This window comes from Streptomyces marokkonensis (assembly GCF_008312835.1).
GTDB lineage: Bacteria > Actinomycetota > Actinomycetes > Streptomycetales > Streptomycetaceae > Streptomyces > Streptomyces marokkonensis_A.
In genome coordinates, this window is sequence record NZ_VSKS01000012.1 from 91,768 (window position 1) to 117,845 (window position 26,078).

The 26,078-nt window shown below is 72.0% G+C and carries 25 protein-coding genes and 1 tRNA gene; 12 read left to right on the forward strand and 14 right to left on the reverse strand.

Annotated features, from left to right (window positions below; genetic code table 11):
- Positions 1–52: 52 nt before the first annotated feature.
- The 4 genes from F1615_RS21445 (at position 53) to F1615_RS21460 (ending at position 5,417) form a co-directional block, all read left to right on the forward strand.
- Positions 53–847, forward strand: a complete 795-nt coding sequence (locus F1615_RS21445; RefSeq protein WP_149550649.1) for an MIP/aquaporin family protein — start codon at positions 53–55, stop codon at positions 845–847.
- 83 nt (positions 848–930) lie between these two features.
- Positions 931–2,469, forward strand: a complete 1,539-nt coding sequence (glpK, locus tag F1615_RS21450) for a glycerol kinase GlpK (protein WP_149550650.1) — start codon at positions 931–933, stop codon at positions 2,467–2,469.
- Positions 2,470–2,477: 8 nt separating this feature from the next.
- Positions 2,478–4,094, forward strand: a complete 1,617-nt coding sequence (locus F1615_RS21455) for a glycerol-3-phosphate dehydrogenase/oxidase (RefSeq protein WP_149550651.1) — start codon at positions 2,478–2,480, stop codon at positions 4,092–4,094.
- Positions 4,095–4,430: 336 nt separating this feature from the next.
- A complete protein-coding gene (locus tag F1615_RS21460; RefSeq protein ID WP_149550652.1) occupies positions 4,431–5,417 on the forward strand; it encodes a PAC2 family protein in 987 nt (328 codons plus the stop codon).
- A 61-nt stretch (positions 5,418–5,478) separates the two neighbouring features.
- Here the strand turns inward: F1615_RS21460 and mshC are convergent, their stop codons facing one another.
- The 4 genes from mshC to F1615_RS21480 form a co-directional block, all read right to left on the reverse strand.
- Positions 5,479–6,708: a cysteine--1-D-myo-inosityl 2-amino-2-deoxy-alpha-D-glucopyranoside ligase gene (mshC, locus tag F1615_RS21465; protein ID WP_149550653.1), complete on the reverse strand. Its 1,230-nt coding sequence runs from the start codon at positions 6,706–6,708 to the stop codon at positions 5,479–5,481.
- Positions 6,709–6,836: 128 nt separating this feature from the next.
- Entirely contained in the window at positions 6,837–7,670 is an 834-nt protein-coding gene (locus F1615_RS21470) for an SCO1664 family protein (protein WP_149550654.1), read from the reverse strand.
- On the reverse strand, positions 7,634–8,224 hold the full coding sequence (locus F1615_RS21475; protein WP_149550655.1) for a DUF3090 domain-containing protein: 591 nt from the start codon (positions 8,222–8,224) through the stop codon (positions 7,634–7,636). The genes F1615_RS21470 and F1615_RS21475 overlap by 37 nt, the downstream gene beginning before the upstream one ends.
- A 110-nt stretch (positions 8,225–8,334) precedes the next feature.
- Positions 8,335–9,021 carry a histidine phosphatase family protein gene (locus tag F1615_RS21480; protein ID WP_149550656.1) on the reverse strand — a complete coding sequence of 229 codons (687 nt, stop codon included), beginning with the start codon at positions 9,019–9,021 and terminating at the stop codon, positions 8,335–8,337.
- 62 nt (positions 9,022–9,083) lie between these two features.
- Here F1615_RS21480 and corA point away from each other — a divergent pair, with 62 nt between their 5' ends.
- Positions 9,084–10,079 (forward strand): magnesium/cobalt transporter CorA, encoded by a 996-nt coding sequence (gene corA, locus F1615_RS21485; protein WP_149550657.1) that lies wholly within the window; start codon positions 9,084–9,086, stop codon positions 10,077–10,079.
- Positions 10,080–10,142: 63 nt separating this feature from the next.
- Here the strand turns inward: corA and F1615_RS21490 are convergent, their stop codons facing one another.
- Together F1615_RS21490 and F1615_RS21495 are read right to left on the reverse strand one after the other, a co-directional pair.
- Entirely contained in the window at positions 10,143–10,931 is a 789-nt protein-coding gene (locus F1615_RS21490) for a ferritin-like domain-containing protein (RefSeq protein ID WP_149550658.1), read from the reverse strand.
- 260 nt (positions 10,932–11,191) lie between these two features.
- Positions 11,192–12,247, reverse strand: coding sequence for an LLM class F420-dependent oxidoreductase (locus F1615_RS21495; protein ID WP_149550659.1), 1,056 nt, complete (start codon positions 12,245–12,247; stop codon positions 11,192–11,194).
- A gap of 534 nt (positions 12,248–12,781) precedes the next feature.
- On the opposite strand from F1615_RS21495, the gene F1615_RS21500 reads away from it, so the two are divergent.
- Together F1615_RS21500 and F1615_RS21505 are read left to right on the forward strand one after the other, a co-directional pair.
- The gene (locus F1615_RS21500; protein ID WP_149550660.1) at positions 12,782–13,768 is read left to right on the forward strand and encodes an aldo/keto reductase; all 987 of its coding nucleotides are present in this window, start codon (positions 12,782–12,784) and stop codon (positions 13,766–13,768) included.
- On the forward strand, positions 13,753–15,798 hold the full coding sequence (locus F1615_RS21505; protein ID WP_425385654.1) for a helix-hairpin-helix domain-containing protein: 2,046 nt from the start codon (positions 13,753–13,755) through the stop codon (positions 15,796–15,798). Before F1615_RS21500 ends, F1615_RS21505 begins: the two co-directional genes overlap by 16 nt.
- 51 nt (positions 15,799–15,849) lie before the next feature.
- Here the strand turns inward: F1615_RS21505 and F1615_RS21510 are convergent, their stop codons facing one another.
- On the reverse strand, positions 15,850–16,524 hold the full coding sequence (locus F1615_RS21510; protein WP_149550662.1) for a hypothetical protein: 675 nt from the start codon (positions 16,522–16,524) through the stop codon (positions 15,850–15,852).
- A gap of 47 nt (positions 16,525–16,571) precedes the next feature.
- Between F1615_RS21510 and F1615_RS21515 the strand changes: the two genes are divergently transcribed.
- Positions 16,572–16,760: a DUF5703 family protein gene (locus F1615_RS21515; RefSeq protein ID WP_030225438.1), complete on the forward strand. Its 189-nt coding sequence runs from the start codon at positions 16,572–16,574 to the stop codon at positions 16,758–16,760.
- Positions 16,761–16,832: 72 nt separating this feature from the next.
- Here the strand turns inward: F1615_RS21515 and F1615_RS21520 are convergent, their stop codons facing one another.
- The 3 genes from F1615_RS21520 to F1615_RS21530 form a co-directional block, all read right to left on the reverse strand.
- The gene (locus F1615_RS21520) at positions 16,833–17,546 is read right to left on the reverse strand and encodes a chaplin (protein WP_149550663.1); all 714 of its coding nucleotides are present in this window, start codon (positions 17,544–17,546) and stop codon (positions 16,833–16,835) included.
- Positions 17,547–17,713: 167 nt separating this feature from the next.
- Complete coding sequence (gene chpH / locus F1615_RS21525; RefSeq protein WP_149550664.1) at positions 17,714–17,947, reverse strand: chaplin ChpH; 234 nt, start codon at positions 17,945–17,947, stop codon at positions 17,714–17,716.
- A gap of 152 nt (positions 17,948–18,099) precedes the next feature.
- Complete coding sequence (locus F1615_RS21530; protein WP_149550665.1) at positions 18,100–19,425, reverse strand: M20/M25/M40 family metallo-hydrolase; 1,326 nt, start codon at positions 19,423–19,425, stop codon at positions 18,100–18,102.
- A gap of 200 nt (positions 19,426–19,625) precedes the next feature.
- Between F1615_RS21530 and F1615_RS21535 the strand changes: the two genes are divergently transcribed.
- Positions 19,626–19,710: transfer RNA gene (locus tag F1615_RS21535), tRNA-Leu, on the forward strand.
- 63 nt (positions 19,711–19,773) lie between these two features.
- On the forward strand, positions 19,774–20,148 hold the full coding sequence (locus F1615_RS21540; RefSeq protein ID WP_149550666.1) for a YchJ family protein: 375 nt from the start codon (positions 19,774–19,776) through the stop codon (positions 20,146–20,148).
- Here the strand turns inward: F1615_RS21540 and F1615_RS21545 are convergent.
- Entirely contained in the window at positions 20,145–20,846 is a 702-nt protein-coding gene (locus F1615_RS21545; RefSeq protein WP_149550667.1) for a FadR/GntR family transcriptional regulator, read from the reverse strand. The genes F1615_RS21540 and F1615_RS21545 overlap by 4 nt on opposite strands.
- Positions 20,847–20,983: 137 nt before the next feature.
- Here F1615_RS21545 and F1615_RS21550 point away from each other — a divergent pair, with 137 nt between their 5' ends.
- The gene (locus tag F1615_RS21550; protein ID WP_149550668.1) at positions 20,984–21,502 is read left to right on the forward strand and encodes a gluconokinase; all 519 of its coding nucleotides are present in this window, start codon (positions 20,984–20,986) and stop codon (positions 21,500–21,502) included.
- Positions 21,503–21,582: 80 nt separating this feature from the next.
- A complete protein-coding gene (locus tag F1615_RS21555) occupies positions 21,583–22,980 on the forward strand; it encodes a gluconate:H+ symporter (protein ID WP_149550669.1) in 1,398 nt (465 codons plus the stop codon).
- Between the two features lie 70 nt (positions 22,981–23,050).
- Here the strand turns inward: F1615_RS21555 and F1615_RS21560 are convergent, their stop codons facing one another.
- The 3 genes from F1615_RS21560 to F1615_RS21570 all read right to left on the reverse strand — a co-directional run bounded on the left by F1615_RS21560 (position 23,051) and on the right by F1615_RS21570 (position 26,031).
- Positions 23,051–23,674: a cytochrome b/b6 domain-containing protein gene (locus F1615_RS21560; protein WP_149550670.1), complete on the reverse strand. Its 624-nt coding sequence runs from the start codon at positions 23,672–23,674 to the stop codon at positions 23,051–23,053.
- Positions 23,658–24,413 (reverse strand): molybdopterin-dependent oxidoreductase, encoded by a 756-nt coding sequence (locus F1615_RS21565; RefSeq protein WP_149550671.1) that lies wholly within the window; start codon positions 24,411–24,413, stop codon positions 23,658–23,660. The genes F1615_RS21560 and F1615_RS21565 overlap by 17 nt, the downstream gene beginning before the upstream one ends.
- Before the next feature lie 76 nt (positions 24,414–24,489).
- Positions 24,490–26,031 (reverse strand): APC family permease, encoded by a 1,542-nt coding sequence (locus F1615_RS21570; protein ID WP_149550672.1) that lies wholly within the window; start codon positions 26,029–26,031, stop codon positions 24,490–24,492.
- Between the last annotated feature and the right edge of the window lie 47 nt (positions 26,032–26,078).

The following is a 26,078-nucleotide window of genomic DNA, read 5'->3' on the forward strand; positions in this document are numbered from 1 at the left end:
CCCGGTGGGACCCGGGGGTCGGCTCCCTGGACGAAGGACAAAGGAGTCGCGGGTGTCCAGCTCCGACATCTTCATCGGCGAGACCATCGGTACCGCCATACTCATCCTGCTCGGCGGCGGTGTGTGTGCCGCCGTGACGCTCAAGGCCTCCAAGGCCCGTAACGCCGGATGGCTCGCCATCGCCTTCGGGTGGGGCTTCGCCGTCATGACGGCGGTGTACATCGCGGGGCCGCTTTCCGGCGCCCACCTCAACCCGGCCGTGACCGTGGCGCTCGCCGTCAAGGACGGCGAGTGGAGCAACGTTCCGACCTACTTCGCCGGAGAGTTCCTCGGCGCGATGATCGGTGCGGCTCTGGTCTGGGTGGCGTACTACGGACAGTTCCAGGCCCACCTCACCGACAAGGAGATCGTGGGCGGACCGGGCGCGCAGGCCACCGCCGCCAAGTCGGTCGAGGCACAGGAGAAGGGCGCGGGCCCCGTGCTCGGCATCTTCTCCACCGGTCCGGAGATCCGGCACACGGTGCAGAACCTCACCACGGAGATCATCGGCACGGTCGTGCTGCTGCTCGCCGTGCTCACCCAGGGCCTGAACGACGCGGGCAACGGCCTCGGCGTGCTGGGCGGTCTGATCACGGCGCTCGTGGTCGTCTCGATCGGTCTGTCCCTCGGCGGCCCGACCGGCTACGCGATCAACCCGGCCCGCGACCTCGGTCCGCGCATCGTTCACGCCCTGCTGCCGCTGCCCAACAAGGGCGGCTCCGACTGGTCGTACGCCTGGATCCCGGTGGTCGGTCCGCTGATCGGCGGTGCCCTCGCGGCCGGTATCTACAACGTCGCCTTCGCATAGGTGACCAGGTCGCCGAAAGGCGCGAATGTTGTAGAAGCGCCGTACATACAGCCCCGTAACCAAGGAACACGCAGGAGCACACAGTGACCGACGCCCACACCGCCGGCCCCTTCATCGCCGCCATCGACCAGGGCACCACCTCGTCCCGTTGCATCGTCTTCGACCGCGACGGCCGCATCGTCTCCGTCGACCAGAAGGAGCACGAGCAGATCTTCCCCAAGCCGGGCTGGGTGGAGCACGACGCCACCGAGATCTGGACCAACGTCCAGGAGGTCGTCGCCGGGGCCATCGAGAAGGCCGGCATCACCCGCGACGACATCAAGGCCATCGGCATCACCAACCAGCGCGAGACCACCGTCCTGTGGGACAGGAACACCGGTGAGCCCGTCCACAACGCCATCGTCTGGCAGGACACCCGCACCGACGCCCTGTGCCGCGAGCTCGGCCGCAACGTCGGGCAGGACCGCTTCCGCCGCGAGACCGGCCTCCCCCTCGCCTCCTACTTCGCCGGCCCCAAGGCCCGCTGGCTGCTCGACAACGTCGACGGCCTCAAGGAGCGCGCCGAGGCGGGCGACATCCTCTTCGGCACCATGGACACCTGGGTCATCTGGAACCTGACCGGCGGCGTGGACGGCGGCCACCACGTCACCGACGTCACCAACGCGTCCCGCACCCTGCTGATGAACCTGCACACCATGCAGTGGGACGAGAAGATCGCCGAGTCCATCGGCGTGCCGCTCGCGATGCTGCCCGAGATCCGCTCCTCCGCCGAGGTCTACGGCGAGATCACGGGCGGCAAGCTGGGCGACCTGCTGGGCGGCATCCCGGTCGCCTCCGCGCTGGGCGACCAGCAGGCGGCCCTGTTCGGCCAGACCTGCTTCGCCGAGGGCGAGACCAAGTCGACGTACGGCACCGGCACCTTCATGGTGATGAACACCGGCGACAAGATCATCAACTCCTACAGCGGGCTGCTGACCACCGTCGGTTACAAGATCGGCGACCAGGACACGGTCTACGCCCTGGAGGGCTCGATCGCCGTCACCGGTTCGCTGGTGCAGTGGATGCGCGACCAGATGGGCCTGATCTCCACCGCCGCCGAGATCGAGACCCTCGCGCTCTCCGTCGAGGACAACGGCGGCGCCTACTTCGTGCCGGCCTTCTCCGGCCTGTTCGCCCCGTACTGGCGCTCCGACGCCCGCGGTGTGATCGCCGGCCTGACCCGGTACGTGACCAAGGCGCACCTCGCGCGCGCCGTGCTGGAGGCCACCGCCTGGCAGACGCGGGAGATCGCGGACGCCATGACGAAGGACTCCGGCGTGGAGCTCACCGCCCTCAAGGTCGACGGCGGCATGACCTCCAACAACCTGCTGATGCAGACGCTCTCGGACTTCCTGGACGCACCCGTGGTGCGCCCGATGGTCGCCGAGACCACCTGCCTCGGCGCCGCCTACGCCGCCGGCCTCGCCGTCGGCTTCTGGAACAGCACCGACGACCTGCGCGCCAACTGGCGGCGGGCCGCCGAGTGGACCCCCCGCATGGACGCGGAAACCCGCGACCGTGAGTACAAGAGCTGGCTCAAGGCCGTCGAGCGGACCATGGGCTGGCTCGAGGACGAGGAGTAAGAACCGCCATGACCACCCAGTCCACCCTGCAGTCCGTGCCTGCCCTGGGGACGCGCCCGGCGTCCGGCTCGAACCCGAGCCGCGCCGAGACCCGGGAGCAGCTCTCCAAGGCGTCGTACGACCTTCTCGTGATCGGCGGCGGCATCCTGGGCATCTCCACCGCCTGGCACGCCGCGCAGTCCGGCCTCAGGGTGGCTCTGGTGGACGCCGGTGACTTCGCCGGCGCCACCTCCTCCGCCTCCTCCAAGCTGCTCCACGGCGGTCTGCGCTACCTGCAGACCGGCGCGGTGAAGCTGGTGGCGGAGAACCACTTCGAGCGCCGTGCGGTCTCCCGCCAGGTGGCACCCCACCTGTCGAACCCGCTCACGTTCTACCTCCCCGTGTACAAGGGCGGGCCGCACGGCGCGGCGAAGCTCGGGGCCGGCGTCTTCGCCTACTCCGCGCTCTCGGCGTTCGGCGACGGCGTCGGCCACCTGCTCTCGCCGGCCAAGGCCGCGCAGGACGTGCCCGAGCTGCGCACCGACAACCTCAGGGCCGTGGCCGTGTACGGCGACGACCAGATGAACGACGCGCGCATGGCGCTGATGACGGTCCGCGCGGCGGCCGAGTCCGGCGCGGTCGTCCTCAACCACGCCGAGGTCACGGGCCTGCGCTTCACCAAGGGCCGGGTCACCGGTGCCGAGCTGCGCGACCGCCTCTCCGGCGACGAGTTCGGCGTCAACGCGCGCCTCGTGCTGAACGCCACCGGCCCCTGGGTCGACCACCTGCGCCGCATGGAGGACCCCGATGCCGCGCCGTCCATCCGGCTGTCGAAGGGCGCGCATCTGGTCCTGAAGCGGACCAGCCCCTGGAAGGCCGCGCTGGCCACGCCGATCGACAAGTACCGCATCACCTTCGCCCTCCCCTGGGAGGACATGCTGCTGCTGGGCACGACCGACGAGGAGTTCGAGGGCGACCCGGCGGACGTCGCGGTCACCGAGAAGGACACCGCGCAGATACTCGACGAGGCCGCGTTCTCCATCCGCGACCAGCAGCTCGACCGTGACCTGATCACGTACGCCTTCGCCGGTCTGCGGGTACTGCCGGGCGGCCCCGGCGACACGGCCAAGGCCAAGCGGGAGACGGTCGTCACCGAGGGGCGGGGCGGGATGCTGTCCGTCGCGGGCGGCAAGTGGACCACGTTCCGCCACATCGGCCGTACGGTGATGCAGAAGCTCCAGGCCCTCCCGGGCCACCCGCTGGGCGAGGACTTCGAGCCGGTCTCCTCGCTGCCGAAGAAGCTGCCGCTGCCCGGTGTCGCCAACCCCCGCGCGGTCGCCCACCGGCTGCTGGTCGACGGTCCGGCGCCCGGCCCGCGGATGGCGGCGGACACCGCCAGGCACCTGGCCACCCACTACGGTTCGCTGGCCTTCGACATCGCCCGGCTGGCCAACGAGGATCCGGCGCTGGGCCGGCGCGTCCACCCGGACGCCCCGGAGATCTGGGCGCAGGTCGTCTGGGCCCGGGACCACGAGTGGGCCGAGACCGCGGACGACGTGCTGCGCCGCCGCACCACGCTGACGATCCGGGGCCTGGCCACGGACGAGGTACGCGCGGACGTCCAGGAACTGCTCGACAAGAAGTGACGCCCGGTCCCCCGGCTCCCCCGCACGGGAGCCGGTGACGGAAGGGGGGCGGTCCCGCGCCGACGGGGCCGCCCCCCTCCGTACGCCGCTCAGGGGCACCCGCCCTGAGGGACCCTCAGACGCGCGTCGTCACCGCCGCCGGCCGCGCGCGAGGCGCCGGCTTCCGTCGCCGGCCTCCATCGCGGCGACATGGGCCCGGAGTTCACCGCCGTAGTGTTTCCCGGTGTCCCGCGGGGCAGTGATGGGGCACTCCCCCTGTGAGGGGGCTGCGGGCGCCCCCGTGGGCACGCCGTAAGGTTGGGGCGTACGCGAGGGCACGTCGGAAGGAGGCGCTGGGTGATCGAGCTCGAGGGGGTTCCCGAGCTGATCGACCCGGTCATGGTGGCCGCGTTCGAGGGCTGGAACGATGCCGGTGACGCCGCCTCCACCGCGGTCGCGCACCTGGACAGGGAGTGGAAGGGCGAGGTGTTCGCGGCGCTGGACGCCGAGGACTACTACGACTTCCAGGTGAACCGCCCCACGGTGTTCATGGACGGCGGGGTCCGCAAGATCACCTGGCCGACGACGCGGCTGTCGGTGGTCCGGGTCGGCGGTGACAAGCCGCGCGATCTGGTGCTGGTCCGCGGCATCGAACCGTCCATGCGGTGGCGCTCGTTCTGCAACGAGATCCTCGGCTTCGCGCACGAACTGGGCGTGGAGCTGGTGGTCGTCCTGGGCGCGCTGCTCGGCGACACCCCGCACACCCGTCCGGTCCCGATCAGCGGGACCACCTCCGACCCGGACCTGGCCCGCCGCATGGGCCTGGAGGAGACCAAGTACGAGGGGCCGACGGGCATCGTCGGCATCCTCCAGGAGGCGTGCACACACGCGGGCGTTCCCGCGGTGTCGCTGTGGGCGGCGGTCCCGCACTACGTCTCGCAGCCGCCGAACCCGAAGGCCACGCTGGCTCTCCTCAACCGTCTGGAGGACCTGATCGACGTGCGGATCCCGCTGGGCGAACTGCCCGAGGACGCGCGTGCCTGGCAGGTGGGAGTGGACCAACTGGCCGCGGAGGACAGCGAGGTCGCCGAGTACGTCCAGACGCTGGAGGAGGCCCGGGACACGGCCGAGCTGCCGGAGGCGTCGGGCGAGGCGATCGCCCGCGAGTTCGAGCGCTATCTGCGGCGTCGTGACGGGGCGTCGGGGCCGTCCGGCGGGCACGCCACCGCGGACGGCTCGGACGGTACGCCGTACCGGCGGGACAGCCCGGGCGGCCGGGCCCGGCCGCCCAAGCCGCCGAAGCCGGAGTCCGACGCGGACGGCGAGGAGTCGCCGGAGGACTGAACCGCGCGAAGGGCGCCCCCTCCCTCCCGGGAAGGGGCGCCCTCCGTCGTGTGCCGCTCTCCTACAGCGCCACGCCGAGCAGCGCGTCCACCGCGCGGGAGACGATGCCGGGCGCGCCGGTGTCGGTGCCGCCGCTCCGCTCCTGGAGCACGGTCCAGCGGTCGACGGCCGTGAGCGCCGCCGGGGCGTCCAGGTCGTTGGCCAGGGCCTCGCGGATCTCCTCGACCAGCGCCTCGGCGGGCGGGCCGTCGGGACGGGAGACGGCGGCGCGCCAGTGCTCCAGGCGGGTCACGGCGTCCTGGAGGACCCGGTCGGTCCACTCCCAGTCGGAGCGGTAGTGGTGGGCGAGCAGCGCCAGCCGGATCGCCGCCGGGTCCACGCCGTCGCGCCGCAGCCGGGACACGAACACCAGGTTGCCCTTGGACTTGGACATCTTCTCGCCGTGCAGGGCGACCATGCCGGCGTGGACGTACGCCTTGGCCATGGGGAACTCGCCGGTGAGCACCTGGGCGTGGGAGGCGCCCATCTCGTGGTGCGGGAAGACCAGGTCGGAGCCGCCGCCCTGGACGTCGAAGCCCATGCCGAGGTGGTCGAGGGCGATGGCCACGCACTCGATGTGCCAGCCGGGACGGCCCCGGCCGAGCGAGCCGCCGTCCCAGCTCGGCTCACCCTCGCGGGCGGCCATCCACAGCATCGGGTCGACCGGGTTCTTCTTACCCGGGCGGTCCGGGTCGCCGCCGCGCTCGGCGGACAGCAGGCGCATGGCGGCGGCGTCGAGGTGCGAGACCTGGCCGAAGTGCCGGTCCGACTCGACGGAGAAGTAGACGTCGCCGTCGACCTCGTAGGTCGCGCCGAGATCGCGCAGCCGTTCGACGAGCGGGACGATGCCGGGTATCGCCTCCACGGCGCCTATGTAGTGCCGCGGGGGCAGCATGCGCAGGGCCGTCATGTCCTCACGGAACAGCGCGGTCTCGCGCTCGGCGAGCGCCGTCCAGTCGAGGCCGTCCCGGTCGGCGCGCTCCAGCAGCGGGTCGTCGACGTCGGTGACGTTCTGGACGTAGTGAACCTGCCGCTTGGTGTCGAGCCACACGCGCTGCACGAGGTCGAACGCGTTGTAGGTCGCCGCGTGTCCGATGTGCGTGGCGTCGTAGGGCGTGATGCCGCAGACGTAGATACGGGCGACGGGACCGGGGTCGAGGGTGATCGGGCCCCCGGTCGCGGTGTCGTGGATCCTCAGGTCGCGGCCCTGACCGGGCAGGGCGGGGACCTCGGAAGCGGGCCAGGCATGCATGCCATGAGCCTAACCGGACCGGAGTTCCGGATACGAACCGGAGCGGGCCGGATGACCGGGAAGGCTCTCTTGCGCGTCCCCGCGCGGCGTGCGTCCGGTCCCGCCGCGCGGAGCGGTCTCCGGGATCGTCAGACCGGGGGCCAGGGAATGGCCGGCCACTCGGTGCCCGGTTGCGGGTGGACGCCCGTGGTGAGCAGGGAGTCGACACGGGCGCGGGTGGCGTCGATCTCCGCGGGAGTGATCAACGGGGCCAGGGCGGCGGTGAGGGGGCCGGCGGCCGTGAGGGCACTCCTGAGGTCCTCCAGGACCCCCAGTGCCTCCTGGGTCAACGGCTCCCCCGCCCAGCCCCACAGCAGCGTGCGCAGCTTGTCCTCGGCGTTGAAGGCGACCCCGTGGTCGATGCCGTACAGCAGCCCGTCCGCGGTGGGCAGCAGATGACCGCCCTTGCGGTCGGCGTTGTTGATCACCGCGTCGAACACGGCCAGCCGGCGCAGCCGCTCGTCGTCGGCGTGCACGAGCAGCGCGGTGCGGCCCTCACCGACCTCCGCCGGACCGATCGCCTTCCAGCCCTGCCCGGGCTCCTCCGCGTCCACCAGGGCGAGCAGTTCCGCGCCCGGTGCCGTCTCGACCCACATCTGGCACATGCCCTCGCCGTACGGGCCGTCCCGCAGCACGGTGGGCGGCACGAGTCCCCACCCGGTCGCCTGCGAGACCTCGTACGCGGCGACCTCGCGCCCGGCGAGCGTCCCGTCGGGGAAGTCCCACAGGGGCCGCTCCCCGGCGACCGGCTTGTAGACGCAGGCGGCCTCGCGTCCCTCGTGGGTGACGGTGCAGTACAGCGCCGCGTTCGACGCCTCGCGGATGCGTCCGCGCACGGTCAGCTCGCCCTGGGCGAGGAGCACCGCGGCGGCCGGGTCGGCGGTGCTCACGCTCCGCGGCGGTATCCGTTCTGGCGCGGACATACGTGTCCCTCCGGGTCGAGCGGGAGGCTGCACAGCGGACACGGCGGCCGCCCCGCGTTGACTACGTCCAGGGCGCGCTTGGCGAAGGCTCGCGCCTGCGCGCCGGTGAGCCGGACGCGGAGCATCGGGGGCCCGTTCTCCTCGTCCTGGAGCAGCCGCTCCTCGGCCTCGGCGAGGTCCTCCTCGGAGTCGGCGTCCAGCTCGACGAGCGCCTGCGCCTCGACGATCATGCGCTCGTCCTCGCCGTCCCAGGCGAGCGCCATGGTGCCGACGCGGAACTCCTCCTCGACGGGGGTGTCCAGCGGAGCGGTGTCGGCGACCTCCGTCGGCACCACGGCGGGCACCGCCGCGCTGCCGCCGCTGCGGCGTACGACCTCGTCGAGCAGTTCGTCCATGCGCTCGGCGAGCGCGGCGACCTGGGTCTTCTCCAGGGCCACGCTGGTCACCCGGGAGCCGGCGGAGGCCTGGAGGAAGAACGTACGGCGCCCTGGCAGTCCGACCGTGCCGGCCACGAAACGTTCCGGCTGGTCGTAGAGGAACACCTGACGGGACACGTCCTGATCTCCATTGAGAGTCGTGGGAACGGGCGGCTGTTCATGGGAACGGGCGGCTGTTCAAACGGGAGCGCACTGCTGCGGTCGCTTCACCCTACTGCGGCCGACGATCACGGTGCGCCCGCGTCGCCCCCGACCGTCGCGTCGTCGGCGGGCGCCTCCTCGCGCGGTGCCAGGGAGGCGAAGTCGCCGGTGTCGCCGAGACGGACGAGGAACGGACGCAACCGTGTGTAGCGGATCGCGGTGATGGAACACGGTTCAACGGCAATCCGCTGGAAGAGGTCGAGATGAAGTCCCAGTGCGTCCGCGACGAGAGACTTGATGATGTCGCCGTGCGAACACATGAGATACACGGCGTCGGCACCGTGGTCGCGCTCCACGCGCGCGTTCCACTCGCGCACCGCCTCGGCGGCGCGTGTCTGCATCGCCCGCATGGACTCCCCGCCGGGGAACGCCGCCGCCGACGGGTGCGCCTGCACCACCTCCATCAACGGCTCGTCCTTGAGCTCGGCGAGCTTGCGGCCCGACCAGTCGCCGTAGTGGCACTCGCCGATCCGCTCGTCGGTGTGCGGGGTCAGGCCGGGGCGGGCGTCCAGCAGCGGCCTGATCGTCTCCTGGCAGCGCTGGAGCGGGCTGGTGACGATCTCGGCCAGCGGCAGCTCGGCGAGCCGCCCCGGCAGTGCGGCGGCCTGCGCGGCCCCGCGGTCGTCGAGGGCGACGCCGGGCGTCCAGCCGGCGAGCAGTCCCTCGGTGTTGGCGGTGGAACGTCCGTGCCGGACCAGGAGCAATGTGGGCATGCGGCCCAGGGTAGGCGCACCCGTGTGTGCGGTGTCCGTGGTGAGGAAGGAGAAAACGCTCCGTGATCGTCGACTGTGCCATCTACCGGGAGGGAAAACGGTCGGAGGGGCCCCGTGACTTCTCCGACGCGCTGGACGAGGCGCGGTCGGCGCGGGGTTTCGTCTGGATCGGGCTGCACGAGCCGTCGGCCGACGAGTTCGACCTGGTCGCGCAGGAGTTCGCGCTCCACCCGCTGGCGGTGGAGGACGCGCTCAAGGCCCATCAGCGGCCCAAGCTCGAGGTGTACGACGACTCGCTCTTCGTGGTCCTCAAACCGGTGGTGTACGAGCCGCGGAGCGACACCGTCTCCTCCGGCGAGATCATGATCTTCCTCGGTGACTCGTTCGCGGTGACCGTGCGGCACGGGGAGGGTGCCCCGCTGGCGGCGGTGCGCGACCGGCTGGAGCGGGAGACCGACCTGCTGGGCGAGGGGGCGACCTCGGTGCTGTACGCGGTCGCCGACGCCGTCGTCGACCACTACCTGGAGGTGGCGACCGAGCTGCAGACCGATCTGGAGGAGCTGGAGGCCGAGGTCTTCACCCCCGACGGAGGCGGGTCGCGGAACACCGCGTCCCGGATCTACAACTTCAAGCGGCAGATCCTGGAGTTCCGCCGCGCGACCGGGCCGCTGGCACTGCCGATGACACGGCTGGCGGGGGTGGGCACGTTCGGGGCGGGCGTGCCGTTCGTGGAGGACGGGGCGCGGCCCTTCTTCCGTGACGTGCACGATCACCTCACCCGCGTGAACGAGTCCGTGGAGGGGCTGGACCGGCTGGTCTCGGACATCCTCTCGGCGCACCTGGCGCAGATGAGCGTGCGGCAGAACGACGACATGCGGAAGATCTCCGCGTGGGCGGCGATGGCCGCGGTCCCCACGATGATCGCGGGGATCTACGGGATGAACTTCGAGCACATGCCGGAGTTGCGGTGGGAGTGGTCGTATCCGGTGGTGATCGTGGTGATGGCGGTGCTGGAGGTGCTGCTGTACCGGCTGTTCAAGCGGCGGGGGTGGTTGTAGGCCGGCGGTGCGGCAGTGGGTGGTGGGGCGGTGGTGCGCGGTGGTGCACGCGGTGGTGCGCTGTCAGGCCGGTTCGGGCTCCGGGGTGGCCGGGCCGCCCAGGGCGTTGCGGCGGTCGGGCATCCTGAGGGAGACCATGCGGCGCCAGCCTGCCAGGCGTTCGTACGCGTACACCGCGTGGATGCCCGCGGCCAGCACCGCCGCCTTGGGCTTGGGCCAGCCCAGGATGCGGCCCATGTGGGCCATCACCGCGAGGCTCACGTCCCGGTAGACGCGGATCTCGGCCAGCGCGCACTCGCGCAGGGTGCGCTGGATGGCGCGGCCGTGTCCGGCGTACGCGAAGCGCAGCAGTTCCTCGTGGCAGTAGGCGAGGTGGTTGTCCTCGTCGTCCGAGATCATCCTGACCGCGCGGCCCAGGTCCGGGTGGTCGGCGAAGTGCTTGCGGAGCAGTTCCATCTGCTCCGAGGCGCGCTGTTCGGTGACCCTGCTGTGGGCGAGGTAGGTGACGATGTCCCGCACCGTGAGCGGCTCGTCGCGTCTGAGCTGGTCGTGCGCCAGGCCGATGCCGTTCTGCTCCAGCAGCATCGTGTAGTCGGTCTCCGGGGGGACCGGGACGGGCTGCAGTCCGCGCTTCTTCAGCAACGCGTTGAAGATGCGGCCGTGCTTGTCCTCGTCGGCGCCGTGCCTGGTGATCTTGGGCGCGAGGTCGCGCTGGGACTCGGGGACCAGCGCGGCGATGCGGGCGTTCTCCCACCCGCCCTGGGACTCGCCGCTCGCGGCGATGGAGCAGAACAGGGCGAACGACTCGTCGTTGTCGAGGATCTCCTGGAACAGGCTCTGTGCCGAAAGCATGGTGGGCCACCTCTCCGCGGGCTTCGCGGTGCTGCACTGCTGCAGTTCCGCAAAGAACGAGTCAAGTGCGAGAGCCCGGGTGCGGCAACAGGGGTGTCGGACAACTCCGCCAAAAGGAGTACGTGCACGGATGCGCCGGGGCGTGACGGGCCGGGGCGTGACCGTGGGGGCGGAGGGACGTTGGTGTGGGTGACGGCCGTGGTGGGGTGGACCCCCGAGCCCCCACCACGGCCGTGGTGGGGGTGGCGCGCGGATGACCGTCAGGCGAGGCCGGCGCGCTCCAGGGCCTCGGTGCCGGCGCGGAGCGATGCGAGGCGCTCGTCGAGGGTGAAGCCGGCCGGGGCGAGGGTGAGGGTGGTGACTCCGGCGGCGGCGTAGGCCTTCATGCGGTCGGCGATGCGGTCGACCGAACCGAGGAGAGTCGTCTTGTCGATCAGGTCGTGCGGGACGGCGGCGGCCGCGGCCTGCTTGTCGCCCGACAGGTACTTGTCCTGGATGTCGGCGGCCTCGCGCTCGTAGCCCATGCGCTGGGCGAGTTGGTTGTAGAAGTTCTGCTTGCGGCTGCCCATGCCGCCGACGTACAGCGCGGTGTAGGGGCGGAAGGTGTCGGCGAGGGTGGTGACGTCCTTGTCGTCGCCGACGGCGAGGGGGAGCGTGGGGCAGATGTCGAAGCCGTCGAGGGTCTTGCCGGCCTTCTCGCGGCCGGCGCGGAGGTGCGTGACGGCGGTGTCCTCGAGGTGGTCGGCGGAGGGAAAGATCAGCAGGGCGCCGTCGGCGATCTCGCCGGTCTGTTCGAGGTTCTTCGGGCCGATCGCGGCGATGTAGAGGGGGATGTGCTCGCGCTGCGGGTGCACGGTGAGCTTGATGGGCTTGCCGGGACCGTCGGGGAGGGGGAGGGTCCAGTGCTCGCCCTCGTAGGAGAGGCGCTCGCGGGTCATGGCCTTGCGGATGATCTCGACGTACTCGCGGGTGCGGGCGAGGGGCTTGTCGAACTTGACGCCGTACCAGCCCTCGGACACCTGGGGGCCGGACACGCCGAGGCCGAGGCGGAAGCGGCCGCCGGAGAGGGAGTCGAGGGTGGCCGCGGTCATCGCGGTCATCGCGGGCTGGCGGGCGGGGATCTGGAAGATGGCGGAGCCGACGTCGATGCGCCGGGTCTGGGCGGCGACCCAGGTGAGTACGGTGGCGGCGTCGGAGCCGTAGGCCTCCGCGGCCCAGCAGACCGCGTATCCCAGGCGGTCGGCTTCCTGGGCCACGGCGAGGTTGTCCGCGTCCATTCCGGCACCCCAGTAGCCGAGGTTGATCCCTAGCTGCATGGCCGTCTCCCCTTACCGATGAGTAACGTCGCTTGTGCGGAGACCATATACCTCCGGTGGGTGGGGAATGCCTGCGGCGCAGCGGTCTGGGGGGTGGGGTGCGCGTGGCGCCCACGGGTGGGGAGTGGGTCGGGGCCGGGTCGGGGGGTGTCCGTCCTCGGACTGGCGCGACCGCGTTGCCTGGAAGGGGCGGAGGGCGCGGACGCGCCGGCCACTGCGGGCGAACACACCCGCCCCGACCCCTTCGCGCCGTGGGCGGCTCTCCCACGCCCACCTCGCGCTCCGCGCCGTACGCGACCACTGGCTGCTGTTCGCACGCGTCACCGCCGCACGGGTGGGCGGGACGGCACCCCGTGAGCTGCGCAGACTCACCCGGTCCACACCCACGCGGAGTACCCCCGCAGGCGCCGGGCGGGTGCGGCGCACACCCGGTACGAGCGGCACCCTTCCACACGGAGACCCCCGGCGGGCCCCGGGAAATCGGTTGTCCACAGGCCCCCACGCCATCGCCTGCGGCCAGTAATCTCGGCGTTCATGGAGCAGAGGCATCTCGGCCGTACCGGCCTGCGCGTGTCCCGGATCGGGCTCGGGACTCTGACCTGGGGGCGGGACACCGACGAGCACGACGCGGCAGACCTCCTGAAGACGTTCTGGGAAGCCGGCGGGACCCTCGTCGACACCGCCGACGTGTACGGCGACGGAGAGGCCGAATATCTGCTCGGGCGGCTGATGGACGGGCTCGTGCCCCGGCGGGATCTGGTCATCTCGACGAAGGCCGGCAGCGTGCCCGACCCGGACCGCCGGTTCGACGGCTCGCGGGGACATCTGCTCGCGGCGCTGGACGCCTCGCTGGCCCGGCTCGGCACCGACTACGTCGACGTGTGGCACGTGCACGCCTACGACCCCGCCACCCCGTTGGAGGAGACGCTCCAGGCTCTCGACATCGCCGTCGGCAGCGGGCGCGTGCGCTATGCCGGTGTCTCCAACTTCTGCGGCTGGCAGCTGGCCAAGGCGGCGACCTGGCAGCTCGCGGTGCCGGGGGCGCGGACCCGGCTGGCGAGTACGCAGATGGAGTACTCGCTGCTGCAGCGCGGAGTGGAGCGCGAGGTGCTGCCCGCGGCACTGGATCTGGGCATCGGGCTCCTGCCGTCCTCGCCGCTCGGCCGGGGCGTGCTGAGCGGCAAGTACCGGGGCGACTCCACCCCGCCGGACTCCCGGGGTGCCTCGGAGCACCTCGCGCCGTTCGTCGCGCCGTACCTCGACGACGCGGCGAGCCGGATCGTGGACGCCGTGACGACGGCGGCGGACGGGCTCGCCGTGACCGCCCTTCAGGTGGCACTCGCGTGGGTGCGGGACCGGCCCGGTGTGGCCGCTCCCATCGTCGGCGCGCGCAACGCGCAGCAGCTGACGGCGGCGTTGTCAGTGGAGGCCCTTAGTCTTCCTGACGAGATCTGCCGGGCGCTGGACGATGTGTCGGCGCCCCTGCACCGCTATCCCGATCACGACTGGAGCACGCTGTGAGCACCGAGACGCCGGAGGACGCCGAGCCGGAGCGCGCGGACGGCACGCCCGCCGAGGGCGCGCAGGTGTCCGAGGCGGAGGCCGAACTGGCCGCGCAGCGCCTGGAGCGGGAGCGCATCGAGCAGCGGAAGGCGGAGCGGCAGGGGCCGATCGAGGCCGGTGGCAAGCTGAGCGGCACGGCCGCCGATCTGCTGGCCGCCGTGCGGGCCGTGGAGAGCGGCGAGAAGCCGGCCGCCCCCGTGTTCGAGGAGGCCCGGCCCGCGCCGCGGCGGGCCGCTCCCGAGCCCGTGCGGCGGGCGCCGGCCGTCGCGCCGGGTGTTCCGGCCGCCGGTGCCGTCGAGGACGTGCGGGAGGTGCTGGTCCAGGGGGGCGCTCCGGAGGGGCTCGCCGTGCAGGCCGCCGGCGTACTGGGCGAGGGGGCAGCGGAGGTGCTGCGCGCCGATCCCTGGCAGTTGCTGCGGATCGCCGGGGTGCGGCCCGAGCAGGCCGACGGGTTCGCCCGGGCGCTGCTCGGTGCCGAGGCCGGGCCGGGTGACGAGCGGCGGGGGCGCGCGGTCACCGTGTGGCTGCTCGAGCAGGCGGCGCCGGCCGGACACACCGTTCTCGAGATGGCCGCGCTGACCGACGCTCTGGGACGGCAGGGGGTGCCGGATCCCGAGGAGGCCGTGCAGAACGCCATCTCGGAGGGGGACGTACTCGTCTTCCAGGACGCCCTCGAAGAGGCCGGGGAGGACGAGGAGCAGCCCGTTCGGGTGCAGGTGGGGCTGGAGCGCTTCGCGATGGCCGAGGAGAGCCTTGCGGACGGACTGGCCCGGCTGGTCAACTCCGTGCCCGAGCCGGACGGTGCCGGTGAGGAGTGGGAGCGCGCGGCCGCCTCGGCGGAGGGTTCCGCCGGTGAGCTGATCCGCGCGGTCGCCGGGCACGGACTGGTGCTGCACACCGGCGGGGAGGCCTCGGTGGCCGAGCCGGCGGCGCTGCTGAACGCCGCGCACGGTCTGGGACTGCGCGTCTGGGCCGCCACGCACGGTCCGGTCGGGCGTGCGCGGTTCGCGTCGCTGGTCGAGGGTCCCGGTGTCGCCACCGTCGCCGGGCTGCTGTCCGGTACCGAGGGGCCCGGGCGTGACGCCGATGGCGCGCTGGATGTCGATCTGCTGGTCGTGCTGGACGCTCCGCAGCTGGACGTCGAGGCCGCCGCGCTGGTGACGGAGTCGCTGCCGGACGGGGCGCGGCTGGTGCTGGCCGGTGATCCCGGGGTGCTGTGGTCGGTGGGGCCCGGGCGGGTGTTCGCGGACCTGCTGGCGGCCCGGGTCTGTCCGCAGATCGCCTCCCGGCGGCCGGACCCCGGGCCGCTGGGTGAGCTGGTCTCCGGGATCGGCGTCGGCGAGCTGAACCAGGTAGCGGCGCCCGGCAAGGAGGTCGTGATCGTGCCGGTGCGGGACGCGGGAGAGGCCGTGCACCGGACCGTGCAGCTGGTGGCGGACTCGGTGCCGCGCGCGATCGGGGTGCCGGTGGAGGAGACCCAGGTGATCACCCCCGGGCACGGCGGCGCCGCCGGTACGCGGGTGCTGAACGCGGCGCTGAAGGAGCGGCTCAATCCGGGGCCGGGGCGCTTCGGCGGGTTCGACCCGGGTGACCGGGTCGCCTACTCCCCCGCTCCGGGACGTATGCTGCCGGGCCGTGTGGTGCGGGCCGACGGCGAGGGGCTGCACCTGGCGTGCGGGGGCGAGGAGATCGTCGTACCGCCGGAGCGGGTGGAGCAGTCCGTGCGGCACGGGTGGGCGCTGACCGCGCACCAGGCGGTGGGCTGCCGGTGGCCCGCGGTGATCGTGGTGCTGCCCGGTGACGCCGCCCAGGCACTGAGCCGGCCCTGGGTGTACACGGCCTTCGGCCGGGCCGGACGGCATCTGTCCGTGGTGCACGGGGTGGAGCAGGCGCTGCCGCGCGCCGTGGCCGAGGTGGCCGCCAAGCCGCGTACGACCCGGCTGCCGGCGCTGCTGGCGCCGCAGGTCCCGGCCGGCGCGGACGGCTGACGTGCGGCGGCACCGGGGTGCCGCCGCCGTCGTGCGCGGGACGGGGCCCGGTCAGCGGTCCGCGTCGAGTGGCTCCAGGTCCTCGTCCTCGTCCAGGCTCGGGACGGCGTCGTCCTCGATGTCGTCGTCGGTGTCGTCGTCGAAGACGGCGCTGACGTCGAAGCGGCAGACCACGTGTTGCGGGTCCACCTGCTCGAACGGGGCCTCCAGCCACTCGCCGGGGTCCGCGGGTTCGTCCGATGCCGTCACCCACAGCGTGGAGTCGCCCTCCTCCAGGCCGAACTCCTTGTGCCGGGAAGCGATCTCGTCGGGCTCGAACTCGCCGAACAGGAGGCCGAGCGCGCCGTGGACGGTTCCCGAGGCCTCCGGTCCCTCGTCGTCCGCCGCCTCGATGCGCTGGGCGTGGGCCAGCAGCCGCTGCGGTTCCGCGACGGCGTAGTCGCGGCGGATCAGCACGCTGACCGCGTTGGGTTCCTCGGGGCCGGTGTACGGCAGTGTGTCCTCGGCACTGGGGATCTCGAAGGGCGTGACCTCGTCGTAGCGGTCGTAGAGCAGTTCGTCGTACGTCTCCGCGGCCGCGGCCAGCTGGTTGAACGCCTCGTAGACGGCCGGGTCGTCCTCCCCCGACCGGCGTTCGACCGCGGCCAGGTGGCGGTCGAGCGCGGTCTTCACCGCCTCGGCGGCGGCGCGTACCTCGGCAGCGGTGGGCTGCGCAGCATCAGACATAGTGCAGACGCTATCCGTACCGGGGCCCGGCCCGCACAATAGATGCGATGCCGGAATACGAATTTGCCGACGTGTACGTGCCGCGCGGGGTCTCCCGCAAGGAGACGGCACGTCTGCTGACGGACCACGCAGAGTACGGTCACTGGGAGCTGTACCGCCTGACGCTGATGCGTGACGGCAGCCGCAGGGTGCGGCTGCGGCGGCGGATCATCCGCCAGGTGCGCGCCACCTGGTGAGTTCGGGCACCCGACCGGAATCACACACGGAGTGGGCCCCGCGGTCGCGGGGCCCACTCCGTGTGCCCGGTGTCACGCGGCGCCGCGGGCCTTGCGGTACAGGACAGCGCCGGCGAGCAGGGCGCCCGCGCCGACCGGCAGGACGAGGCCCATCGGCACCTCGCTGCCGGTCTGTGCCAGCTGCGCGTCGGCCTGGGGCGGGGTGACAGTGTGCGTGTCCGGCTGGTTGCCGCGCGGGGTGTCGCCCGGGGTGGCCGGGGTGCTCGGCTCGTCGCCGGGGGTTTCCGGCCGCTCGGGGCTGCCGGGCTCGCCCGGCTCGCCGGGCTGGCCCGGCTCCTCGTGGCCGGGGCCGCCGTTCACGCAGGCGTTGCCCTCGGCGGCGTTGCCGGCGCCGATGACGTCGACGCTGTTGCCGCAGACGTTCACCGGGACGTGGACCGGCGCCTGGATCCGGTTGCCGGAGCCCACGCCCGGCGAGTCGCTCGTGTGGCCGTCGGCGTGCGAGCCGCCGGTGTCGCCGTGCCCCTCCGGGGACGAGGCGCCGCCCTCGTTGACGCAGGCGTTGCCCGCGGACGGGTTGAGGAGACCGACGACATTGACCGTGTTACCGCAGACGTTGACCGGGACGTGCACGGGCGCCTGGACCGTGTTGCCGGAGAGCACGCCGGGCGAGCCGGTCGCGGCGCCCGCCGCGCCGGAGTCGGCGTGGGCGGCCCCGCCCACGGCGGCGAACACACCCGTGGCGGCCGCCATGGTCATCAGGCCCTTGCGGGTGACCTGTCGCATTGCTGAATTCCCTGCCTTCGACCTGGTTCCGGGAAGGGGCGTTCCGCCGGGTTCCCGGTGCTTCGACGTTTCCGGAAGACCGGTCGGCCCCGGAACGCATGGCGCGCGCTCCGGGGCCGACGGGCTCGAGCCCTCAGCGGGCATGCCCTAGAGGGCGAGGCACGACGTCACGCGTTGACGCAGGTGTTGCCGAAGGTGGGGTTCAGCAGACCGATCACGGAGACCGTGTTGCCGCAGACGTTCACGGGGATGTGGATCGGAGCCTGGATGACGTTGCCGGAGACGACACCCGGGGAGTGCACGGCGGCACCCTGGGCACCCGAGTCGGCAGCGGCCATGCCCGCACCCGCGAGAACCAGACCACCAGTGGCAGCCGCGACAGCGACGACCTTCTTGAGCATTGTTCCTCCTTGTTGGCAAAGCGATCCAAAGTCGCGGATCACATCACGGGTAACGAGGAGGAAGTAATGAGGCTACGAGCTTATGGTCGCATTCACCCTTCCCAGTCAACTCCGCACGCCTGCACGATTATCGGGTTCATCGGTCAATCGACTCAGGACGCGTCCAGGAAACGGTCGAGCACCCGCACGCCGAACTTCAGGCCGTCCACCGGAACCCGCTCGTCGACCCCGTGGAACATGCCCGCGAAGTCCAGCTCCGGGGGGAGCCTCAGCGGCGCGAACCCGAAGCAGCGGATGCCGAGGTCGTCGAAGGACTTGGCGTCGGTGCCGCCGGAGAGCATGTACGGCACGGCCCGCGCGATCGGGTCCTCGGCGCTCAGCGCGCTCTGCATGGCGTCGACGAGCCTGCCGTCGAAGTCGGTCTCCAGGGCCTTGTCGGAGTGCACGTCCTCGCGCCTTACCCGCGGGCCGAGGACGCGGTCGAGGTCGGCGAGGAACTCCTCCTCGTAGCCGGGCAGGAAGCGTCCGTCGACGTGCGCGGTGGCCTGGCCGGGGATGACGTTGACCTTGTAGCCGGCGCCTAGCATGGTGGGCGCCGCCGAGTTGCGCAGGGTGGTGCCGATCATGCGGGCGATGCCGCCGAGCTTGGCGAGGGTCTCGTCCATGTTCTCCGGGTCGAGCTCGGTGCCGAGCGCGTCGGAGAGCTCGTCCAGGAAGGCCCGTACGGTCTTGGTGACCCTGACCGGCCACGTGTGCCGGCCGAGCCGGGCGACGGCCTCGCACAGTTCGGTGATGGCGTTGTCGTCGTTGGTCATCGAGCCGTGGCCCGCGGTGCCGTCGACGGTGAGCCGCATCCAGTGCATGCCCTTCTCGGCGGTCTCGACGAGGTAGAGGCGCAGCTTCTCGTTGACGGTGAAGGAGAACCCGCCGACCTCGCCGATCGCCTCGGTGACCCCCTCGAACAGATCGGGGTGCTCGCGCACCAGGTGCTTGGCGCCGTACGTGCCGCCCGCCTCCTCGTCCGCGAGGAAGGCGAGGACGACGTCGCGCGGGGGCTTGCGCCCGCTGCGCAGGCGGTCGCGGACGACCGCGAGGGTCATCGCGTCCATGTCCTTCATGTCGACCGCCCCGCGCCCCCACACGCATCCGTCGGCGATCTCTCCGGAGAAGGGGTGGTGGGTCCAGTCGTCCGCGTTGGCCGGGACGACGTCGGTGTGGCCGTGGATGAGCAGCGCGGGCCGGGACGGGTCCTCGCCCTCGATCCGGGCGACCGTGGAGGCGCGCCCCGGGTGCGACTCGAAGATCTTCGGCTCGAGTCCCACCTCGGCGAGTTTCTCGGCCACGTACTCGGCCGCCTTGCGCTCTCCGGGGCCCGAGTGGTCGCCGTAGTTGCTGGTGTCGATCCGGATCAGCTCGCGGCAGAGGTCCACGACCTCGTCCTCACCGGTGACGCCCTTGGCCGTGTCCGTCTCGCTCACGTGCTTCCTCCCGCTGCTGGTGTTCCCGCTGGTGGGTCGTCCTCATCCTCTCTCCCCCGGCGGCGCGCCCCAAGACCCCGCCCGGCCCGTCACGCGCCGTTCACACGACGACGCGGGCGGGCGGGGTGATCGGCCACCCCGGAACACCTGGTAATGTTTACGTCGTCGCCGCGGGGGGAAACCCGCGCGACAGACACCTTGTCCGGGTGGCGGAATGGCAGACGCGCTAGCTTGAGGTGCTAGTGCCCTTTATCGGGCGTGGGGGTTCAAGTCCCCCCTCGGACACATGAAGCGTGAGGGCCGCGACCGCGAGGTCGCGGCCCTCACGGCGTTGTCGCGGAGGTGACCATGACCGCTCGTTCCTGCCCCTGCGGGCTCTCCGAGGCGTACGAGGCCTGTTGCGGCCGTTTCCACGCCGGAGCCGCCGCCGCTCCGACCGCCGAGCGGCTGATGCGGTCGCGGTACTGCGCGTTCGTACGGCAGGACGGCGGGTATCTGCTGCGGACCTGGCATCCGCGGACGCGGCCGGAGCGGATCGACTTCGATCCCGGGATGCGCTGGACCGGACTGGAGATCCTGGAGACCGCCGCCGGGTCCGCCTTCCACTCCACCGGGACGGTGACCTTCCGGGCGTCCTACCGCGGCGGCTCGCTCCACGAGCGCAGCCGGTTCGAGCGGGTCGACGGGGCGTGGGTGTACGTCGACGGGGAGTTCCCGGTCTAGGGCGCCAGGATGTCCAGTTCCTGGAGGGCGCCCTCGGTGATCTCGCGGGTGAGCCGTTCCGCGCGGGCGGCGTCGCGCTCGCGGACCGCCTCGGCGAGCTGGACGTGGAGGGTGACGGCCGCCGGGTCGGGGTCCTCGAACATCACGTCGTGGTGGGTGCGGCCGGCCAGCACCTCGGCGACGACGTCGCCGAGGCGGGCGAACATCTCGTTGCCCGAGGCGGTCAGGATGACGCGGTGGAACGCCATGTCGTGGAAGAGGTACCCCTCCAGCCGGTGACCGCGCGAGTTGGCGACCATGCCGAGGGCGCACTCGGTGAGTTCGGCGCACTGCTCGGCCGTGGCGTTGCGGGCGGCCAGGCCCGCCGCGACCGGTTCGATCGCCGAGCGCAGCACCGTGAGCGAGCGCAGTTGCCGGGGCCGGTCCGCGCCGGCCAGGCGCCAGCGGATGACCTGGGGGTCGTACACGTTCCACTCGCGGGCCGGCAGGACCGTGACGCCGACGCGGCGCCGGGACTCGACCAGGTGCATGGACTCCAGGACGCGGACCACCTCCCGCATCACGGAACGCGACACGTCGAAACGCTGTGCGAGCTCGTCGGTGCGGAGGACGCTGCCGGGCGGGTATGCGCCTGCGGTGATCTCGGGGCCGAGGGTGTCCAGAACGCGGCCGTGCAGCCCCCGGCCCGTGGTGCTCATGCACTCAGAGTACGGGGCGGATCACGCGGATAAAAAGTCAGACTTATACGTCACAGACTCTTGAAGTTGTCCTATTAATCAGCTTCAGTTGCCGTCGACATCACGCGTCGACGAAGACAGCAGACAGTGAGGCAGCGATGAACACCCCCCATGTCGTCGTCATCATGGGCGTCGCGGGCACGGGCAAGACCACCATCGGTCCCCTGCTCGCGGCGCGGCTCGACGTCCCGTACGCCGAGGGCGACGACTTCCACCCGCCGGCCAACATCGAGAAGATGACGGCCGGCACCCCGCTCACCGACGACGACCGCCGCCCCTGGCTGGACGCCATCGGCGAGTGGGCGCACGGGCGGGCGGGTCACGGCGGGGTGGTCAGCTGCTCGGCGCTGAAGCGGTCGTACCGCGACCGGCTGCGGGCCGCCGCGCCCGGCGTGGTCTTCGTGCACCTCACCGGTGACCGCGCGCTCGTCGAGGACCGGATGTCGCACCGGCAGGGGCACTTCATGCCCACGGCACTGCTCGACTCCCAGTTCGCCACGCTCCAGCCGCTGGAGCCGGACGAGGCCGGGGTCGCCGTGGACGTGGCGGGCAGCCCCGAGGAGATCACCGAGCGGGCGGCCACCGCCCTGGAAACCCTCCCCGGGCCCACCCCGTAGGTCCCTGACCGAACCCTCCCGCCGGGGCGCCCCCTCCGCCCCGGTTGCTCCCCGATCCCCGTACACACAAGGGAACCACCGTGACCAGACTCAGCGTCGAGATGCTGGCAGCGGACGCACCCGAGCCGATCACCTCGGCCGGCCACGCTCAGCTGGGCATCGCCGTCCTGGCGGGCATTGCCGTCATCGTCCTGCTCATCACCAAGTTCAAGCTGCACGCCTTCCTGTCGCTGACCATCGGGTCGCTGGCGCTCGGCGCGTTCGCCGGGGCGCCGCTGGACAAGGTGATCACCAGCTTCAGTGCCGGCCTCGGCTCCACCGTCGCCGGTGTGGGCGTCCTGATCGCCCTCGGCGCGATCCTCGGCAAGATGCTCGCCGACTCCGGCGGCGCGGATCAGATCGTCGACACCATCCTCGAGAGGGCGGGCGGCCGTTCCATGCCGTGGGCGATGGTGCTGATCGCCTCGGTGATCGGTCTGCCGCTGTTCTTCGAGGTCGGCGTGGTGCTGCTGATCCCCGTGGTGCTGATGGTCGCCAAACGCGGCAACTACTCCCTGATGCGCATCGGCATCCCCGCGCTCGCCGGCCTGTCCGTGATGCACGGTCTGGTCCCGCCGCACCCCGGCCCGCTGGTCGCGATCGACGCCGTCGGCGCCAACCTCGGTGTCACGCTGGCCCTGGGCGTGCTCGTCGCCATACCGACGGTGGTCATCGCCGGCCCGCTGTTCTCCAAGTACGCCGCCCGCTGGGTGGACGTCCCGGCGCCGGAGCGGATGATCCCGCAGCGGCCGTCCGAGGACCTTCAGAGGCGCCCCGGTTTCGGCGCGACGCTGGCCACGATCCTGCTGCCGGTCGTGCTGATGCTCGCCAAGGCGCTCGTCGACATCGTCATCGACGACCCGGAGAACGCCGTGCAGCGCGTCTTCGACGTGATCGGCTCCCCGCTGATCGCCCTGCTCGCGTCCGTGCTGGTCGGCATCTTCACCCTCGGTGTGCCCGCCGGGTTCAGCCGTGAGCGCATCTCGTCCCTGGTCGAGAAGGGGCTCGCGCCCATCGCGGGCATCCTGCTGATCGTCGGCGCGGGCGGTGGGTTCAAGCAGACGCTGATCGACACCGGCGTGGGCCGGATGATCCTGGACATCTCCGAGGACTGGTCGATCCCGGCACTGCTGCTGGCCTGGCTGATCGCGGTGGCGATCCGGCTGGCGACCGGGTCGGCGACGGTGGCGACCGTCTCGGCGGCCGGTCTGGTGGCGCCGCTCGCGGCCGACATGTCCACCACCCACGCCGCCCTGCTGGTGCTGGCGATCGGTGCCGGTTCGCTGTTCTTCAGCCATGTCAACGACGCCGGTTTCTGGCTGGTGAAGGAGTACTTCGGGCTGAACGTCGGTCAGACGATCAAGACGTGGTCGATCATGGAGACGATCATCTCCGTGGTCGCCGGCGCTTTCGTCCTGCTGCTGTCACTGATCATCTAGCCGGTCCGTCCCGGCGCACGGCACCCGAGGCCCGCCCGCTCCCCGTCCAGGGGCGGGCGGGCCCGTCGCGTCAGGGGCGCCACAGCGGGTGCTCCCGCTGCGCCCACTCCCGGCGGACCGAGCCCGTGCGCATGCCGCGGCGGGCCTCGGGGTCCGCCAGGGCCATGCCGATGTGCCCGGCGAGGACGATGCCGACGGTCAGCGCCAGCCAGTCGTGCACGAAGGTCGCGCTGGTGCGCCAGACCAGCGGGGTGAGAGCCGTGAACCACATCAGCAGGCCGGTGCCCAGCATCACCAGCGTGGCGCCCGCGATCCAGGCCGCGTAGATCTTCTGTCCCGCGTTGAACTTGCCGGCCGGCCGCGACGAGGGGCGCCTGTCGCGGCGCAGGGCGGCCCGCAGCCAGGTCCGGTCGTGCGGACCGAAGCGGTTCAGCCGGCCGAGGTCGGCGCGGAAGGCCCGGGAGGCCAGTCCGGCGAGGACGGGGACGGGCAGGGCCAGTCCGGACCACTCGTGGACGGTGACCACGAGGGCGCGGCGGCCCACGAGCTGGGCGAGCTGGGGGACGTAGAGGCAGGCGGCCGTGACCACGCAGAGACCCATCAGCGCGGCGGTGGTGCGGTGCACCCACCGCTGGGCGCGGCCGAAGCGCCGGACGGCCGTGGTGGTGGGCGGGGCGTCAGCTCGTGGGCTCATCGTCGCGTCCGTTCGAGCGGCCGACCCAGGCGTCGATGTCGTAGCCGCGCTCCTCCCAGTAGCCGGGTTCGACGTCCTCGGTGACGGTGATGCCGGAGAGCCACTTGGCGGACTTGTAGAAGTACATCGGGGCCACGTAGAGGCGGGCGGGGCCGCCGTGGGCGTGCGTGATGTCCTCGTCCCGCATCCGCAGGGCGACCAGGACGTCCGCGCGGCGGGCCTGGTCGAGGGTCAGGCTCTCGGAGTACGCGCCGTCGAAGCAGGTGAAGCGCACCGCCCCGGCCCCGGGGCGCACTCCCGCGGCGTCCAGGAGCCGGGACAGGCGCACACCCTCGAACGGCGTGTCCGGCACCCGCCAGCCGGTGACGCACTGGACGTCCCGGACCACGCGGGTCTGCGGCATGGCCCTCAGCCGGGCCAGGGTGTAGGTCGTGGGGCGGTCGACGAGACCGTCGACGGTGAGGCGGTAGGTTCCGGCGTTCCTGCGCGGTACGGACGAGGTGACGGAGTAGTAGCGGAAGCCGCCGCCGTTCGGGAGCAGTCCGGTCAGACCGGTGGGGTCCTTCTCGGAGGCTCCGGCGAGGAAGGATTCCAGGCCGCGCTGGAGGGTGGGCGCGGTCACCACGCCGAGGGCGCCCAGGCCGAGGGTGCCGAGGAGGACACGGCGGCCGACGGGCCTGCCCCGCGCGTCTGCCTCGTCCGGTGATTCCGGGCCTTGCGGCGGCTGTTCGGGATTCACCTCTCCATTCGAGCACCCGCGTCCCCGTGGGACCAGGGATCGCGGGTGCCCGTCAGAGTTCCGTAAGCACCGCCTGCTAGGAGGTGCGCTCGGCCTCCTTCTCGAGCTGGAACGCCTCGTTGCCGAGCCCGATGCGGGCGTGTGTCCGGGGGGCGCGGGAGCGCAGGACCGCTCCCTGGACCAGGCCCACGACGAGGGCCAGTGCGATGACGCCCGGCAGGATCCAGCTCAGGGAGGAGTCGGGGCCGGCCCCGACCAGCACGTCGAAGTCCTTGACCGTGTAGCCGGCGATCACCACCAGGGCGATGCCCGCCAGTGACGAGGTGACCAGCCGCCAGGCCTGCGCGCCCGCGGCGCCGCGCCGGACGAAGAAGACGACGACGGACAGGGACGCGATGGCCATCAGCACGATCACGCCGAGCGCGCCGATGTTGCCGCCCCAGGTGAACAGGCGCAGGACGGGCGCGGTCGGGTCACCGGCCGGCTTGTCGTCGGTGAGCGCGAAGGCGAGGACCAGCACCGCGGCGATGCCGGTCTGCAGCAGGGAGCCGGTGCCGGGGGCACCGCTGGTGCCGGTGGTGCGGCCGAAGGCGGCGGGCAGCAGGCCCTCGCGGCCCATGGCGAAGGCGTACCGGGCGACGACGTTGTGGAAGCTGAGCATCGCCGCGAACATGCCGGTCACGAAGAGGATGTGCAGGACGTCGGTGAAGGTGGAGCCGAGCCGTTCCTCCGTGAGGAAGAACAGCAGGCCGGCGCTCTGCTCCTGGGAGGTGGCGACGATCCCGGAGGGGCCGGTGGCGACGGTGAGCGCCCAGCTGCTGATGGCGAAGAAGACGGCGACGCCGGTGACCGCGAGGAACATCACGCGCGGCACGAGCACGTGCGGCCTGCTGGTCTCCTCGGCGTACACGGGGGCCTGCTCGAAGCCGAGGAAGGCCGCGATGCAGAAGCACAGGGCGGTGCCGACGCCGGCGCCGGTGAGCGTGTCCGGGTTGAAGGCGTGCAGCGACAGGCCCTCCTTGCCGGGGTCGGCGACGGCGGCGATGTCGAAGACGACGACCAGCAGCACCTCGACGACCAGCAGGACGCCGAGGACGCGCGCGTTGACGTCGATCTTCAGCCAGCCCAGCGCGCCGACGGCCAGCACGGCCACGAGCGAGGGGATCCACCAGGCGACCTCTAGGTCGGCGTAGGTGGCGAGGAGGCCGGAGACCTCGAAGCCGAAGATGCCGTAGATGCCGACCTGGAGGGAGTTGTAGGCGACGAGCGCGACCAGGGCGGCGCCCGCGCCGGCGGTGCCGCCGAGCCCGCGGGAGATGTACGCGTAGAAGGCGCCCGCGTTGTGGACGTGCCGGCTCATCTCGGCGTAGCCGAGGCTGAAGAGCACCAGCACGATGCCGAGGACGACGAAGAGCAGGGGCTGGCCGACGATGCCCATCACCGCGAATGTGGTGGGCATGACACCAGCGACCACCATGAGGGGCGCGGTCGCGGCGAGGACGGAGAGCAGCAGGCCCCCCGTGCCGAGGCGGTCGGCGCGCAGGGCGCGCTCCTGCCCCTTGAACGTACTGATGCCGTCGGCTGTTGCCCTGCTCGTGCTCGAACTGTCCGTCGTCATCTCGAGAATGTCCTTGGGTCGGTGGTGGGTGCGGGGGGGGCGCTGGG